The 15,834-nt window shown below is 37.5% G+C and carries 14 protein-coding genes; 3 read left to right on the forward strand and 11 right to left on the reverse strand.

Going from position 1 to position 15,834, the window contains the following annotated elements; all coding sequences use genetic code 11:
* Window positions 1-21 precede the first annotated feature (21 nt).
* Both katG and ACFOW1_RS07085 read right to left on the reverse strand, forming a co-directional pair.
* Window positions 22-2,250 carry a catalase/peroxidase HPI gene (katG, locus tag ACFOW1_RS07080; RefSeq protein ID WP_379013201.1) on the reverse strand — a complete coding sequence of 743 codons (2,229 nt, stop codon included), beginning with the start codon at window positions 2,248-2,250 and terminating at the stop codon, window positions 22-24.
* Between the two features lie 412 nt (window positions 2,251-2,662).
* Window positions 2,663-3,151, reverse strand: coding sequence for a hypothetical protein (locus ACFOW1_RS07085; protein ID WP_379013203.1), 489 nt, complete (start codon window positions 3,149-3,151; stop codon window positions 2,663-2,665).
* A 127-nt stretch (window positions 3,152-3,278) separates the two neighbouring features.
* Between ACFOW1_RS07085 and pdeM the strand changes: the two genes are divergently transcribed.
* The gene (pdeM, locus tag ACFOW1_RS07090; RefSeq protein WP_379013205.1) at window positions 3,279-4,010 is read left to right on the forward strand and encodes a ligase-associated DNA damage response endonuclease PdeM; all 732 of its coding nucleotides are present in this window, start codon (window positions 3,279-3,281) and stop codon (window positions 4,008-4,010) included.
* Window positions 4,010-4,912, forward strand: a complete 903-nt coding sequence (locus ACFOW1_RS07095) for a histone deacetylase family protein (RefSeq protein WP_379013206.1) — start codon at window positions 4,010-4,012, stop codon at window positions 4,910-4,912. Before pdeM ends, ACFOW1_RS07095 begins: the two co-directional genes overlap by 1 nt.
* Window position 4,913: 1 nt before the next feature.
* On the opposite strand, the gene ACFOW1_RS07100 is transcribed toward ACFOW1_RS07095, so the two are convergent.
* The 3 genes from ACFOW1_RS07100 to ACFOW1_RS07110 all read right to left on the reverse strand — a co-directional run bounded on the left by ACFOW1_RS07100 (window position 4,914) and on the right by ACFOW1_RS07110 (window position 7,654).
* Complete coding sequence (locus ACFOW1_RS07100) at window positions 4,914-5,720, reverse strand: alpha/beta hydrolase (RefSeq protein ID WP_379013207.1); 807 nt, start codon at window positions 5,718-5,720, stop codon at window positions 4,914-4,916.
* 93 nt (window positions 5,721-5,813) lie between these two features.
* Window positions 5,814-7,157, reverse strand: coding sequence for an OmpA family protein (locus ACFOW1_RS07105; RefSeq protein ID WP_379013209.1), 1,344 nt, complete (start codon window positions 7,155-7,157; stop codon window positions 5,814-5,816).
* A 47-nt stretch (window positions 7,158-7,204) separates the two neighbouring features.
* Entirely contained in the window at window positions 7,205-7,654 is a 450-nt protein-coding gene (locus ACFOW1_RS07110) for a septal ring lytic transglycosylase RlpA family protein (protein ID WP_379013210.1), read from the reverse strand.
* A 39-nt stretch (window positions 7,655-7,693) separates the two neighbouring features.
* Between ACFOW1_RS07110 and ACFOW1_RS07115 the strand changes: the two genes are divergently transcribed.
* Window positions 7,694-8,416 (forward strand): M15 family metallopeptidase, encoded by a 723-nt coding sequence (locus ACFOW1_RS07115; protein ID WP_379013211.1) that lies wholly within the window; start codon window positions 7,694-7,696, stop codon window positions 8,414-8,416.
* Between the two features lie 35 nt (window positions 8,417-8,451).
* Here the strand turns inward: ACFOW1_RS07115 and ACFOW1_RS07120 are convergent, their stop codons facing one another.
* From ACFOW1_RS07120 to ACFOW1_RS07145, 6 genes are all read right to left on the reverse strand, one after another.
* Entirely contained in the window at window positions 8,452-8,751 is a 300-nt protein-coding gene (locus tag ACFOW1_RS07120; RefSeq protein WP_379013212.1) for a thiamine-binding protein, read from the reverse strand.
* Between the two features lie 28 nt (window positions 8,752-8,779).
* Window positions 8,780-10,096, reverse strand: coding sequence for a chorismate synthase (locus ACFOW1_RS07125; protein WP_379013213.1), 1,317 nt, complete (start codon window positions 10,094-10,096; stop codon window positions 8,780-8,782).
* A gap of 18 nt (window positions 10,097-10,114) precedes the next feature.
* Window positions 10,115-11,407: a 3-phosphoshikimate 1-carboxyvinyltransferase gene (aroA, locus tag ACFOW1_RS07130; protein ID WP_379013214.1), complete on the reverse strand. Its 1,293-nt coding sequence runs from the start codon at window positions 11,405-11,407 to the stop codon at window positions 10,115-10,117.
* 12 nt (window positions 11,408-11,419) lie between these two features.
* Window positions 11,420-12,439 (reverse strand): 3-dehydroquinate synthase, encoded by a 1,020-nt coding sequence (aroB, locus tag ACFOW1_RS07135; RefSeq protein ID WP_379013215.1) that lies wholly within the window; start codon window positions 12,437-12,439, stop codon window positions 11,420-11,422.
* Between the two features lie 406 nt (window positions 12,440-12,845).
* Window positions 12,846-13,940, reverse strand: coding sequence for a chorismate mutase (locus ACFOW1_RS07140; RefSeq protein WP_379013216.1), 1,095 nt, complete (start codon window positions 13,938-13,940; stop codon window positions 12,846-12,848).
* An 83-nt stretch (window positions 13,941-14,023) separates the two neighbouring features.
* Window positions 14,024-15,727 carry a DEAD/DEAH box helicase gene (locus ACFOW1_RS07145; protein WP_379013217.1) on the reverse strand — a complete coding sequence of 568 codons (1,704 nt, stop codon included), beginning with the start codon at window positions 15,725-15,727 and terminating at the stop codon, window positions 14,024-14,026.
* Between the last annotated feature and the right edge of the window lie 107 nt (window positions 15,728-15,834).

A 15,834-nucleotide genomic window follows, 5' to 3' on the forward strand; every position in this document is an offset into this window, starting at 1 on the left:
TTTATTACAAAACATCAGTCTTTATGCTAAATCGAAACGATCAAGGTTCATGACTTTCGTCCAAGCGGCTACAAAGTCTTGCACAAATTGCGGTGCACCATCTTCACAAGCATATACTTCTGCAAGTGCTCTTAACTCCGAATTAGACCCAAACACTAAATCGGCACGGGTAGCTGTCCATTTCGTTGCGCCTGTAGCTCTATCAGTACCTACAAATTCTTGTTGGTATTCATTAGTAGCTTTCCAAGTAGTGCCAAGGTCTAAAAGATTAACAAAAAAGTCGTTGGTTAATGTTTCAGGTTTATTAGTAAACACACCATGTTTAGAACCATCGAAATTGGTATTTAGTACACGCATACCACCCACTAATACCGTCATTTCTGGTGCTGTAAGCGTTAATAATTGTGCTTTATCTATTAGTAAATCTTCAGCAGCTGTATGTGTGCGGCTTTTTACATAATTTCTAAACCCATCAGCAATAGGTTCAAGTGCTGCAAAAGATTCTATATCTGTTTCTTCTTGCGAAGCATCAGTACGGCCAGACACAAATGGCACATCAATAACATGACCAGCATTTTTAGCAGCTTGTTCTACACCAGCATTTCCAGCTAATATAATTAAATCAGCCAAAGACACTGCTTTACCATCTGTTTGTGCATTATTAAATGCAGCTTGAATGTTAGTTAATACATCCAACACTTTATCTAACTGTGCAGGGTTATTTACCACCCAATATTTTTGAGGTGCCAAACGGATACGTGCACCATTGGCACCACCACGTTTATCAGACCCACGGAAAGTTGATGCAGAAGCCCAGGCTGTGCTTACCAACTGACCAACTGTTAGGCCAGAAGCTAAAATAGTTGCTTTTAAACTCGCAACGTCTGTATCGTTAATTAAAGCATGTGTAACCGCAGGTATTGGATCTTGCCAAATTAATACTTCTGAAGGCACTTCACTACCTACATATCGGCTACGAGGCCCCATATCACGGTGGGTTAGTTTAAACCAAGCACGTGCAAAAGCATCTGCAAACTGGTCTGGATTTTCGTAAAAACGTCTGGATACTTTTTCGTAAGCAGGATCTACCCTCAATGCAATATCGCTTGTCAACATGAACGGTGCATGACGTTTGGTAGCATCGTGTGCATCTGGCACAGTGCCTGCACCAGCGCCGTTTTTAGGCTGCCATTGGTGTGCACCTGCAGGGCTTTTTGTTAGCTCCCATTCAAAGCCAAATAGGTTCTCAAAATAGTTGTTGCTCCATTGCGTAGGTGTGGTAGTCCATGTACCTTCTAAGCCACTTGTAATCGTATGTGAACCATTACCTGAACCGAAAGTATTTTTCCAACCAAGACCTTGTTCTTCAATACTAGCAGCTGCCGGTTCTTTTCCTACATATTTGCTAGGATCAGCCGCACCATGCGTTTTACCAAATGTATGGCCTCCAGCTATTAAAGCTACAGTTTCTTCATCGTTCATAGCCATACGCTTAAAGGTTTCACGAATGTCTCTTGCAGATGCTAGTGGGTCAGGATTTCCGTTAGGCCCTTCAGGATTAACGTAAATTAAACCCATTTGTACAGCGGCTAAAGGATTTTCTAAATCACGGTCGCCACTATAGCGTTTATCGTCAAGCCATTCTTTTTCAGCGCCCCAATATACATCTTCTGCAGGCTCCCATACATCGGCACGGCCACCTGAAAAACCAAAGGTTTTAAAACCCATAGATTCTAGTGCGCAGTTACCTGCTAGTATCATCAAATCAGCCCAAGATAATTTTTTACCATATTTTTGCTTAATAGGCCAAAGCAGTAAACGAGCCTTATCGAGGTTGGTATTATCTGGCCAACTGTTAAGCGGTGCAAAGCGTTGCAAGCCCATGCCAGCGCCACCTCTACCATCTTGAATGCGGTATGTACCAGCACTATGCCAAGCCATACGGATAAAAAAAGGCCCATAGTGACCAAAATCTGCTGGCCACCAATCTTGCGAATTGGTCATTAAATCAAATAAATCTTGTTTCACAGCAGCAAGGTCTAAGGTTTTAAACTCAGCAGCGTAGTTAAAGGAAGATGGCATCGGATTAGACAAAGCCGAATGCTGACGTAGCACATTTAACTTTAATTGGTTAGGCCACCAATCACGATTACTAGTGCCAGTACCAGCTGTTTGCTTAGGTGCAGCACCATGTATAAATGGACATTTTGCATCGCTACTGGTAGTAGCAGTGTGTTGTTCGGTATTCATAACGGCAACTAATTTATATTGTTAACTTATGAAACAAATGTAAAAAGACTATGGCAAAAACATCTATCTATTTATTTGATAGAACGATAGTTTAAAACTATTAAAAAAAGGTATGCAAAAAGGAAACTTTACAATAATTTAATGAATAAGCCGTGGTCTCGGCCTTAAAAATTATTTTAAAAATAAAACCAAAGTCTGTGGCTATCTAATTTAGATAAAAGAAAAAAATGGGATTAAACAGAAATATGACGGATAGGAAATTTACTGGTTCGTTTCGCCTGCACACTAAATAATTATTATACGATAATAAAATAATATTTTACACAACACTCAACTTAACATACAAAAATATCGTTATCACGAAGACACTAATGTCTACTGCGATAACGATACACTTTAACATTTTTCTGTATTAGTTATTAGTAACTACTTTTTTCTTCTTTTTTCCATCAATAATGGCACCTGTACCCGCACCAGCAGCAGCACCAATTAGTCCACCAACAATAGCACCTTCCCCTTTTTTACCATCTACCATAGCACCAGTAATAGCACCAGCGCCAGCACCAATAAGTGCACCAGTTTCAGTAGCATTTAAGCCTTTTTTCTTTTTAGTAACAACAGTATTATTTTGTGATGTCGAAGCGTTGTGATCTGTAGAAGTTGCCTCAGATGGTGCTCCCATTTCAGAATTATTTTGCTGACGGGTTTGATAATTTGTATTAGACTTATTCTGATGTGTAAGAATAGTCATTGAATCGATAATTTTTTGCTTTTCAGAAAGCGCTTGTATTGAATCGATTGTTTGTTGCTTTGCTTGTTTAATAGCGGCATCTTTATTGGCATTACTGTTACAAGACGTAGCTATAATGACGATCGCTACTATTAAAATTGTTTTTGTCATAAAAGTTGTTTTGGTAAATTAATATTATAAGCATACATCGTAAAATCGTGCCAGATAATTAATTATGTAGATTTTTAATATAAATGTGATAATTATTAACAACATTCGCTACTTCTACATTCTCAAAATGGCGTATTTATTGGTCATAAAAATACTTCTCTCGTTTCTACCATTCGCACCTATTACATTTGTCATGTTAATGATGCAATTACTACCACATATTATTTATAACCAAAATTTCATACTTTCTCCAAAGCGCTGTATGTTTTGGGAGGAACAAAAAGCACTAATTGTAAGTGATTTACATATTGGAAAAACGGGGCATTTCCGTAAATATGGTATTGCTGTGCCACAAGATGTGTTTAAAGAAGACATGCAGCGATTGCTAGACCAAATCACCTTTTTCAAGGCCGAACAATTGCTGGTAGTTGGCGATATGTTTCATAGCGAAGCAAATAAAGAATTGGATTTATTTTTGCGTTGGCGCAATGATGTTCAAGCCCTGAACATCCACTTAGTAAAAGGTAACCACGACATCCTTAAAACAGACTGGTACGCAAATGCAAACATCCAAGTTCATCCTGAAGCATTAACGATTAGCAAAATACATTTTCTACACGATCTAGCAACAACTAACCAACAATTAGCAACTAGCAACTACATCATGAGTGGTCATATTCATCCTGGTGTTTTAATAAAAGGCATTAGCAAACAAAGCCTGCGCTTTCCTTGTTTCTACTTTGCTACACAGCATGCGGTGCTACCTGCTTTTAGCCGATTTACAGGACTCGCTGCTATTACACCTAAAAAAAGTGATAGCGTGTATGCAATAGTGAACCAAAGCATCATGAAAATATAATGGTTAAAATAGCCTACAACAGTATTTATGCCCATCCTTTGCCAGAAGGCCATCGTTTTCCGATGATTAAGTATGAGCTAATACCAGCGCAGTTACTACATGAAGGAAGCATTATCCAAGATAATTTGTTTAGCCCAAATATTTGCGATAGCGAAACTATTTTATTAACCCATGATGCTACCTATCTTGATAAACTGATGCAACAAACATTAACTGCATCAGAACAAAGAAAGATTGGCTTTCCGCAGTCGCCAATGCTTACAAAGCGCGAATTGATGATTACACAAGGTACTATTGACTGTTGTCATTATGCCTTTAAAAATGGGGTGGCGCTAAATGTAGCTGGTGGTACACATCATGCTTTTGCAGATAGAGGTGAAGGCTTTTGCATGCTTAATGATATGGCGGTAGCGAGTAATTATTTACTACATCATCAATTGGTAGAGAAAATACTGATAATAGATTTAGATGTGCATCAAGGCAATGGCACGGCCAAGTTATTTGAAAACAATCCAGCGGTATTTACATTTAGTATGCATGGCCAGCACAATTATCCATTTCATAAGGAAAAAAGTGATTTGGATGTCGGTCTTACTGATGGATGCGATACTGATACATATTTAAATCTGCTATACCAACATTTACCAGAGCTTATTACAACCATACAGCCAGATATTGCATTTTATCTTAGTGGTGTAGATATTTTAGAGACTGATAAATTTGGTAAATTAAAAGTAACCTTAGAAGGTTGTAGACAAAGAGATGCCTACGTTTTTAATACATTATACAAACACCAAATACCTGTTGTAGTAGCCATGGGCGGTGGTTATAGCCCTGATGTAAAAACCATTGTAGAAGCCCACTGTAACACTTATCGAGAAGCCATTTCTATTTATAGCTAAATTATATTTTATCAAAGAAGTTTCTGAAAAATAATAGTTGGTATTGAACAGCATTCGCCCAATAAGACCACTCGTGTTTGCCTGGTCTTTCTATATAATCGTGCTGTATTTTGAGTTTTAAAAGCTTATTGTGCAAAGCCACATTATCTTTATAAAAAAAGTCATCTACACCACAATCAAAAATAATAGCTAAGCCTTCTTTGGGATAATGATCTACCACACCAATCACTGAATAATTGTACCAATTATCTACCTGGTTAATGGTATCGCCAATACGTTTTACCACGTCGAATTTATTGCGACTATAATTTAAATCCACGCCACCACTCATACTACCACAAGCACCAAAGGTAGTTGCATGGCGAAAGCCTAAAAACAAACCACCGTGACCGCCCATACTTAACCCAGTAATAGCTCTTGCTTTTCTATCTTGAATGGTATTATAATGCGCATCTATGTAATTAGGCACTTCAACACCTACGAAGGTCTCGTAGCGATATGTAGAATCTATTGGGCTATCGATATACCAACTACTAAAACCACCATCGGGGCAAACAATAATCACTTGATAGGTCTCACTCATTTTTTCAATTTGTGGTACGCGTTTTATCCAACCGCTGTAATTATCACTATAGCCATGTAATAGGTAAATAGTTGGGTAATGCTTATTTTTATTGTATGAATCAGGCGTAATAACGACTGTTTTAATATTTTTTTTCATACTAGTACTGTAAATGGCTACTGTATCTACAGAAGCTTTTAATAGTGTAGCGTTTAGCAATACCATTAACACTAGCAATCGTTTCATAATATCTATTTATGGCACTAATATACGTTGATTTGCAATAAACAAAAGCGCCACTGTTATCCAGTGGCGCTTTTTGCTTCTAGTTTATATCAACTATTTTACTTCATATTTAGAGCTCATTTCAACTCTTCTATTTTCTGCTCTACCTTTCGCAGTTTTGTTATCAGCAATTGGTTTTTCAGAACCAAAGCCTGTTGCAGTTAAACGGCTAGCATCAACACCTTTTTTCACTAAGTATGCTTTGATAGCTTCTGCACGTTTTTGAGAAAGTGTCAAGTTCGTTTTAGCACTACCTGTATTATCTGTGTGACCTTCAATAGACAAAGAAGCATTTGTATGTGCATTTAAAATAGTAGCTACTTCATCTAATATTTTATTGCTTTTATCAGCTATTTTGTTACTACCAGTTGCGAAATAGATATTTTTAGCTAATTCAGCAATTTTTGCTTGAATTTCTGGGCAGCCATCGTTGCTTGCAGGGCCAGCTTCTGTTTTACATTTGTCTACTTCGTCGTTTACACCATCACCATCAGTATCAGGTATCGGGCAACCTTGGTAACGCGCAACACCAGGTACAGTAGGACATTTATCTTCTTCGTCATTGATACCATCTTTATCAGTATCTGGTATAGGACATCCACTGTATTTAGCTACGCCTGGAACGGTAGGACATTTGTCGTTCTCATCATTAATACCATCGTTATCAGTATCCGGTACAGGGCAACCATCATACTTAACAGTTCCTGGAACGGTAGGGCATTTATCTTTACTATCTACGATACCATCACCATCAGTATCTTTTTCAGCAACAACAATAGGTGCTGCTGGTGGTGCTACAACTGGCGCTGGTTTTCTATCTACAATTGGAGATGCGAATGTTAACGAGTAGTTTAAATTTTCTTTACTGTTCTCAGAAATATGAGATTTGTAAGTTGATTGTACGAAAATAAATGAGCCTTCACCCAATTTAAATTGTAAACCAACACCGCCAATACCATTAGCCATAAAATAAGTACCTCTATACATAGATGTACCCAAACCAGCAGTAATATAAGGCACTACAAAGTAGTTGTCAGTTAACAATTTAAAATTTAAATGTGCATCTAGGTCTAGTAAAAAATTACTATTAGTACCAAAAGTTTTGCCTTTGTAAATATACTCAGTAAAGGTTGCACCCAAGCTAGCCATGAAATCGATATTGTTGGTTAAACCTTGGTAATAGTTGATATTTAATCCTGGCGCCATTTCGCTAACCTTAGCGTAGGATTTATTTACCAACACATCACTCAACGATTTAGTGTTGATTAAACCAGCGGTTTTGAAATCTTTTAAATTAAAGCCAATACCTAGAGTAGGTAATTTTTTAAGGTCGGTTGTTTGGCTAAATGCAGTTATAGCAATTGCCGCAGAAACAAATAGTAGAACGATTTTCTTCATAAACTTGTTTTTATAATTGGTGCGAAAATACAGGTGTAATTTGAATTTTACAGATTTTGATATTTTTTTGTTAAAAAGGTAATAGAATCTTCAATTACGTCTACTTGCACAACTTGTACTTGTGTAATACCCTTTTCAATAAAATCTAATTTCCTTGCTGCTAGTCTACTTAAATCAATCACACGACCTCTTTTTGCCATTTTTGGATGCATTCGGTCGTTAATTCTTACTGTTACACTTTCACCATTACTGATATTAGTTACACGAACCCAAGTATTTAGCTTAAATTGATTACTAGCGGCTGTTAGTTTGTTATTAAGATATCTTTCACCAGTTGCTGTTTTAGTACCATTCAAATTTTTACTGTAAAAACTTGCCTTACCAGTAATTGGTTGGTATTTATCAACTGAATTTAGATTGAAAGCAGAGTCTAAAGTTTGACATTTTGCTGCTCCTGCAAATAAAAAAACGATTACTATTAAAAAAAATAATCTCATATTAGTGTATATTGTGAATAATAATTATGAAAAAATAACATGAAGCTGCAATACCTCATTATCATGCTAGCGAGTACTTTTTTATTAGGTAATACTAGAAGTGCAGCGCAATTAACAAATACCTTGCCAAAAAATGAGTTTGGATTAACAATCATAGATAATGGAATCGACTTTGGGGCGTCAACGGCACAAGATTCCTTAAAGCAAATGGTGGCAATAGATAACTATATCGTTCATTTAGCAACAGATTTTGTGTACGCTACCACCAAAAATTTTACGCACCAGAAATTGTATTCAAAGCCAAAAGCATACTTGCGTTTAGCCGCTGCCAAAGCATTACTAGCTGTAGCCAATTACTTGGAAATAAGAGGGTTAGGCATATTAATTTACGATGCTTACCGCCCTTATAGCGTTACTAAAACAATGTGGCAAATCGTACCTGATGATAGATATGCTGCCAATCCAGCAAAAGGTAGTGGTCATAATAGAGGCATAGCAGTAGACCTTACCTTATATGATTTACAAACAGGCTTACCATTGCCAATGCCAACAGCTTTTGATGATTTCACCGAAAAAGCACATCACAATTATATGCAATTAGATAGTGTTGTTCTAACAAATAGACAATTACTAAGAACTGCTATGGAACAACAAGGTTTTAAAGCGCTTGATACAGAATGGTGGCATTACTATCTACCAAATGCAACTTATTTCGAACTGCTAGATATTGATTTTAAGCAAATGAAAAGGCTAGCAAAATGAATTGTTTAAATACATATACCTATTGAGTTATATCTTTACTTAAACTTCTCAGTTTTTTCATCACCTGTAATATTGCCGTTACTGCGAATTTGAATTTGGCAATTTGTAATCCATTCGCTGCAACCACGGCTATATAAATACTCGTTTACATCGTGTATTATTGCCATTACATCTTCATAGTTACCTTCAACTACGGTTGCAAAAGGCCCTACTTCATGTTTTACAGTAGTAGACTGCTGAATAATAGCAATCGCTTCATCTACCCATTCGTAAGGATGTTTATCTGTAACAACCGGGATAATTTGTATGGAAGCGTTGATGATGAAATTATGCATGATGAATTTGGGATTTGAAATTTTAACACTATAAAGTGATTACTTCAACAACAGCATCTATATTAATGGCGCCGTAAACATGCGGAAAAAGCATATCTACATCCGTTGCTTGCTCGTATTTTAATTCATGAACCAATTTTGTAGGATCAATTAGCAATTTCACTAAATTAGTTTGGCCAGCAAAAAAGCGTTCTAAAGTACCAGCTACTTGTGCTTCTGTGCTGCAATGAATAAAGCCTTCACTAGCAAGTGACGCTGATTCGTAATAGCCAGTTTCTTTAGCTTTCATCCAAGCATCATTTGTAGTGATATGGTATATCGATTCCACTTTATGGGCTACGGGTTGCAGAACTCTGGGAATTCTATTAATTCTATTTTCAAGCATCATACTATCTACCAAAACGATCGCTGTACAAGCTTCTACAATTACAGGTGCTCTTAAAGCTACACACAAATCGTGTCGACCCTTAATAGAAAAATCTTCCATTTGCCCTGTTTCCCAGTTAAGGCTACGCTGCACTTTTGGTGTAGAAGATGTTGGCTTAATGGCCAATCTAAATACTAAATCGTTGCCGTTGCTAATGCCACCCACAATACCACCTGCATGGTTAGTGGTGGTTTTACCAGTCATGTTTTCAATTACATCATTATGTTCTGTACCAAACATGGCTGCCGCCGCAAAGCCGCTACCAAACTCAATACCTTTTACCGCAGGAATAGCAAACATCATGTGTGCCAATGTAGATTCTAACGAATCAAAATAAGGTTCACCCAAACCTACAGGTAAGCCCTTTACCACACATTCTACAATACCACCAACCGAATCTTTTGCATCAATGGCTTTTTGCAAACCTTGTTCTATATCTTTCAAACCGCCAACTTCTATAAGGGTAGCATTTACTGTAATTTGTTGTAATAATTTTTTGGCAATAGCACCAGCTGCTACCAAGCCCGTTGTAAGCCTTGCGCTAAAATGCCCGCCACCTCTATAATCTTCGTTACCACCAAACTTTTCGTGTGCGGTAAAATCGGCGTGGCCAGGCCTTGGAAAGCTTCTTTGTTTTTGGTAATCCTCGCTACGTGTATTGTTGTTTTCAAATAAAATAGTAATAGGAAAACCAGTGGTTTTACCATTAAATACACCGCTTTTAAAAAAAGGATAATCAGCTTCTTGCCTTGGTGTAGTGCCTTTGCCTTTACCACCTTTGCGGCGTTCTAAATCTGGCAATAAATCTTCGGCAGATAAATTCAAACCAGCAGGGCAGCCATCAATATTGATGCCCACACTTTCGCCATGGCTTTCGCCAAAAATGCTTACCCTAAATATGCGTCCAAATGAATTCATTATTCAAATTTAAAGAAGCTATACAATAGTTATCGATGCACCTAATTTTTCGAGATGCTTGTAAAAATCGGGATAAGATTTATTAATCGCTTCGGCTTCATCAATAATCACATCACCCAAAGTTCTTAAACCCGCAGTGGCACAAGCCATGGCTATACGGTGATCGTGACGTGAATGTACATGAGCCCCCTTCAAACCTTTACCACCATTAATAATCATTAAATCACCTTGCAAAACAATTTCCAAGCCCATTTTACCAAACTCATCTTGTAATGTAATGCCTCTATCACTTTCTTTATGTGCCAAACGACTAACACCTTCAATCACTGTTTTGCCTTCACAATAAGCAGCCAAAGCTACTAATGGTGGAAATAAATCAGGACAATCTGTTGCGTTAAAATGAAAGGCTTTTAAAGCAGCAGGACCAACTTCTATTTGTTTATCTTGAATAGACAAACGACAGCCAGAATCTTGCAATGCCTCTAATATTTTTTTATCTGCTTGTGTAGAAAACACATCTAAACGTTTAACGGTAATTTCACCTGCAATAGCACCTGCTACCAACAAAAATGCTGCGCCGCTCCAATCGCCTTCTACTGTGTAATTGATAGTTGACGTCTGACTTTTTTTAGGATGAATAGTGAAGCTTTCGTAGTTATTGTTAGTAATGTTATAGCCAAAATCTAGCAATACCTTCAATGACAAATCTATATAAGGCTTACTTTTTAAATTGGTTACAGTAATGGTTGCATCTTCTTTAGTAGAAGCTGCGTAAGCGAACAATAAACCTGTCAAAAATTGAGAACTTAAGCTACCATCAACCGTAATGTTTTGTGGTTGTAAAGGTCCTTGAATTTGTAGTGGTAATTTGCCGTTGTTAGAAGTGATTTGTACACCAACTTGTGGTAACACTTCATCAAAAAAATCCATTGGTCTGGTTAACAAACTGCCTTTACCGTTAATGGTAATTGGCTCATTTGATAAAGCTGCAACAGGCGTAAACATTCTAATACCTAAGCCACTTTCACCACAGTTTACTACAGCCCCCCCAAGCCCCCCCGAAGGGTGAGTTGAAGAACTTGCAACGCCTTTAGAATTTACTACCATTGTATCGTTCACAAATTCAACAGTGGCACCTAAGTCCTGAATCATTTTTATGGCCGCCTGATCATCATTTGATGTGCCTGGGTTTTGTATAATAGACTGACCAACATGCAGCAAAGCCGCAGCGCAAGCACGTTGCATAGAACTTTTAGAGGCAGGTGCGGTAATAGCGCCAGTTAATGTAGATGGTTGTATGGTTGCAATCACTGATTTAAATGATTAAAATGATTGAATGATTTGTTCTATTTCTGTTAATGGTAATTGCTTAATAACACCTTTACCTATTTTCTCCAACAGAATATAATTAATGGTTGATTTTTCTCTTTTCTTATCCATCTTTAATACTTCGATGGCTTTGGTTTTATCAAAATCCATTTGTGTTGGTAAGCCATATTTTGCCAATACTTCTACCACTGCATCTGCTTGCTTAAACTTCAATAACTGCTTAGAAATAATGCCTGCATACACCATACCTATTGCCACAGCCTGACCATGATACAATTCATATTGATTTTCTAAAGCATGACCTAATGTGTGGCCGTAGTTCAATAGTTTTCTATCGCCTTGCTCAAACTCATCTTGCTGAACCACTTTGGTTTTTAGCTTAGCATTACGTTCTACCAACTTGGCTAGTAATTCTTTATTTTTTTGAAACTTAGCTAGTGTATTTTCTTTCAGCAGCTTAAACATGGGCGCATCTTTTATGCAAGCATGTTTAATAATTTCTGCAAAACCATTGCTCCAATCAGCTTGTGGTAAAGTCTTCAATAAACTTACATCGTACAATAAAAACTTAGGCTGACGAATAATGCCAATCATATTTTTATAAATACCCACATCAATACCATTTTTACCACCAATACTTGCATCAACCATGGCTAGTAATGTGGTAGGCACAAAACCAAAGGCAATACCACGCATGTAGATACTAGCAACATAGCCCGTCATATCCGTAATAACACCACCACCAATGCCTATTAATGTTGATTTTCTATCAGTTTGTAAGGCAATTAATTGGTTAATGATACCATCGATGGTTACTTGGTTTTTATGTTTTTCGCCAGCAGGAATAACAATGGTTTTAAAGCCTTTGAATTTAGTAGCATGTAAGGCATTGATATTTTCATCGGTAATGATGATGGCATGTGTAGGGTCAACTATTTCTTTTAACTGCTTGATGGAAGCATTAAAGTAATAGTCAACAGATGCTGATGTGAATTTGAAAGTTTGCTTTTTCATTGTTTGTTTCACAAATAGTGATTGGTCGCAAAGGCACAAAAAAGACCAAAAACGCTAATATTACATACTAGTCAGTTGCGGTTTATCCGTTTCCGTGTGCGGTTGCACCATTTTCGGGTGCGGTTTGCTTGTTTTTGAATGCGGTTTTACCATTTCCATTGGCGGTTGTGCCATTTTGAAATGCGGTTTTGCCTTTTCAGGATGCGGTTCAACCATTTTCGAGTGCGGTTTTACATTTTCAGCATAGTAAATTGCCTAATAAAAGCGCTAAACGTACAAGTAGGTACTTCGTAAACGCAGTACAAACTTGCAAGGATGTTTCATTGAAAAACAGAACGCAGGTTACATAAAAAAGAAAAAAAGAAAATCCTTGAAGGTTTTGAAAACCTTCAAGGATTTGAAATTATTATGAATTCATAATCTTGTTCTGATGGTTGATACTTTCCATGTGTACTGCGTCGAAATATTTGGTTACAAACTCTTTGCTTAACCCTAGTTTATCACCTTGTTTAAAGGCGCGTTCTAAAATTTCATTCCAACGGTTGGTTTGTAAAATAGTAATATTATTATCTTTTTTATATTGACCAATTTTTTCAGCTACTTTAATACGAGCACTTAAAATTTGCATTAACTCATCATCTAATTGGTTGATTTGCTGACGGAGTTTTTCTAGATTAGCGTGTAATTCTTCAGAACTAATATCTTCTGTACGCCATTTAATGCTGCTAATCATTTCGCCCAAACGAGCTGGTGTAACTTGCTGTTTGGCATCGCTCCAAGCAGTATCAGGGTCAATATGACTTTCAATTATTAAACCATCAAAGTCTAAATCGATAGCTTTTTGTGCTACATCCATTAATGTATCACGACGCCCACAAATATGTGATGGGTCGTTAATCATCATTAACTGTGGATTGCGGCGTTTCATTTCGATTGCCAAATGCCACATTGGTGCATTGCGGTATTCGGTATTACCATAGCTACTAAAACCACGGTGAATTAAACCAATTTGCTGAATACCTGCTTTCGCCACACGCTCTACTGCACCTAACCATAATTCTAAATCCGGGTTTAGTGGGTTTTTAATTAAAACAGGCACCTCTACACCACGCAATGCGTCTGCAATTTCTTGCACGCTAAAAGGGTTAACAGTTGTACGAGCACCTAGCCAAAGAATGTCTACATCAAAGTGTAAGGCATCTTCTACTTGTTTTGCGGTTGCTACTTCTACAGCAACTGGCAAGCCAGTGGCTTTTTTAGCAGCTTGTAACCAAGGCAAACCTTTGGTACCAATACCTTCGAAACTTCCAGGACGTGTACGTGGCTTCCAAATACCTGCGCGTAACACATCTACTTTACCGGTTGCAGCTAGTTGTGTGGCTGTTGCCATTACTTGCTCTTCTGTTTCAGCGCTGCACGGACCGCTAATAATTAACGGACGTTTGTTCCATGCTGCTTGTGTAACCTCTTTCATTGTTGGGGCTGCAATTGTTGCTTCCATTTTTGTTGTTTTGTTCCTTGTAAAGACGACGCCATGTGGTCTAGAGCATTACAGGATGTGATTGTTATACGACTACGAATAGACTATCTGCTATTTGCATCGTTCATTCTAATTCTTCTGCCTTTGTAATTTTTACCATCTAAAGAACGAATCATTTGTTGCGCAGCACCATGATCAACCTCAACCCAACTATTCATATCCTTCATGTCTATTTTGCCCAACACTTCTTTTTTCAAATCGCTCATATCTAATATAAACTGTAAGAAACTGGCTTTGTAAAAACCATCTTTTGTACCTAGATTTACAAACAAACGGGCGTAGTTACCACTGCTTGCACTTTCTCTTCTATCACCACCAAATTCACGGCCACGAGGTTCTCTACGTTCTATTGCTCTACCACGCCCTTGATCCATTCCTCTATCACTACCAAACTCACGACCACGCGGTTGTCTTGCACCATCACGAATATTTAAGTCTTCTGCGTTCTCATAATATTTTAAGAAACGGTCAAACTCAACTGCTGCCATGCGTTTTAAGATTTCTTCTTTGCTGATATCAGCAAATTTTTCCATCAACATTGGCATGTAAGTATCGTAATCACCATGCGAAATATCTGTTTCTAAAATCTTATCCATTACGCCATAAAACTGCTTGCGACAAACATCTTTACCACTAGGAATTTCAACTTTTAGTACTGGTGTTTGAATTAAACGCTCGATAGATTTTAGTTTAAACACCTCACGTGCATGAACAATGCTCATACAAATACCAGTGTTACCTGCACGGCCAGTACGACCACTTCTGTGTGTATACACTTCAATATCATCAGGTAACTCGTAGTTAATGACGTGTGTAATCCCTTGTACATCAATACCTCTTGCTGCCACATCAGTAGCAATCAACAATTGCAAAGTTTTATCACGAAACTCGCCCATTACTTTATCGCGCTGAGCTTGGGTTAAATCGCCATGCAAAGCATCAATATCGTAACCTTCACGGGTTAATTTCTCTGTAATATTTTGCGCATCGGCTTTAGTACGAGTAAAAATAATACCGTAAATACCAGGATTAAAGTCAATTAAACGCTTCAAGGTTTCGTAACGATGCTGCGCTGACGTAATATAATATTGGTGATCAATACTCTTATTACCACTGTTTACCTTCCCTACCGTTACTTCAAATGGTTCTTTCATGTACTTTTTACTCACCTTTCTAATTTCTGGTGGCATTGTTGCACTAAATAACCAAGTACTTTCTCTTTTTGGCGTGTTTTGTAATATGAATTCTATATCATCTTTAAAACCCATATTTAACATTTCATCAGCCTCATCAAGCACCACATATTTTATTTGCTCAAGGTTGATTGCCTTGCGCTCAATTAAATCTATTAAACGACCAGGTGTAGCAACTACTATTTGAACACCACGTTTTAAATCACGAATTTGTAGCCCAATACTTGCGCCACCGTACACCGCAACCACAGAAACACCTCTTAAATGTTTCTTAAAACCCTCCATTTCTTTCACTATTTGCACACACAACTCACGTGTAGGGCAAACAATTAACGCTTGAGGGTAACGTTCTTCTGCATCAATAATATTTAATAACGGCAAGCCAAAAGCTGCTGTTTTTCCGGTACCGGTTTGCGCCAAACCAATAAAGTCTTTAGTGCCTGAAAGCAATACTGGTATTGCTTTTTCTTGGATTTCGGTTGGGTTCACGTACCCCAACTCTGATGTCGCCTGCACTATCCTAGCGTCTAAACCCAACTCTTCAAAAGTCATCATGTATTTTTTAAATTTGCGGCAAAGGTAACTAATATAGGTCGTTTAGCCTTTGTTAGTTTATCTGAACCAAGATTTGACAGGATTTCATTGATTTTCAAGATATTTTT

It is taken from the genome of Parasediminibacterium paludis (assembly GCF_042651445.1).
In the GTDB taxonomy this organism is placed as follows: domain Bacteria; phylum Bacteroidota; class Bacteroidia; order Chitinophagales; family Chitinophagaceae; genus Parasediminibacterium; species Parasediminibacterium paludis.

Excerpts from the sequence above, each read along its gene's own strand:
- katG (WP_379013201.1), bottom strand. The coding sequence starts at position 2,250 with ATGAATACCGAACAACACACTGCTACTACCAGTAGCGATGCAAAATGT.
- ACFOW1_RS07085 (WP_379013203.1), bottom strand. The coding sequence starts at position 3,151 with ATGACAAAAACAATTTTAATAGTAGCGATCGTCATTATAGCTACGTCT.
- pdeM (WP_379013205.1), top strand. The coding sequence starts at position 3,279 with ATGGCGTATTTATTGGTCATAAAAATACTTCTCTCGTTTCTACCATTC.
- ACFOW1_RS07095 (WP_379013206.1), top strand. The coding sequence starts at position 4,010 with ATGGTTAAAATAGCCTACAACAGTATTTATGCCCATCCTTTGCCAGAA.
- ACFOW1_RS07100 (WP_379013207.1), bottom strand. The coding sequence starts at position 5,720 with ATGAAACGATTGCTAGTGTTAATGGTATTGCTAAACGCTACACTATTA.
- ACFOW1_RS07105 (WP_379013209.1), bottom strand. The coding sequence starts at position 7,157 with ATGAAGAAAATCGTTCTACTATTTGTTTCTGCGGCAATTGCTATAACT.
- ACFOW1_RS07110 (WP_379013210.1), bottom strand. The coding sequence starts at position 7,654 with ATGAGATTATTTTTTTTAATAGTAATCGTTTTTTTATTTGCAGGAGCA.
- ACFOW1_RS07115 (WP_379013211.1), top strand. The coding sequence starts at position 7,694 with ATGAAGCTGCAATACCTCATTATCATGCTAGCGAGTACTTTTTTATTA.
- ACFOW1_RS07120 (WP_379013212.1), bottom strand. The coding sequence starts at position 8,751 with ATGCATAATTTCATCATCAACGCTTCCATACAAATTATCCCGGTTGTT.
- ACFOW1_RS07125 (WP_379013213.1), bottom strand. The coding sequence starts at position 10,096 with ATGAATTCATTTGGACGCATATTTAGGGTAAGCATTTTTGGCGAAAGC.
- aroB (WP_379013215.1), bottom strand. The coding sequence starts at position 12,439 with ATGAAAAAGCAAACTTTCAAATTCACATCAGCATCTGTTGACTATTAC.
- ACFOW1_RS07140 (WP_379013216.1), bottom strand. The coding sequence starts at position 13,940 with ATGGAAGCAACAATTGCAGCCCCAACAATGAAAGAGGTTACACAAGCA.
- ACFOW1_RS07145 (WP_379013217.1), bottom strand. The coding sequence starts at position 15,727 with ATGATGACTTTTGAAGAGTTGGGTTTAGACGCTAGGATAGTGCAGGCG.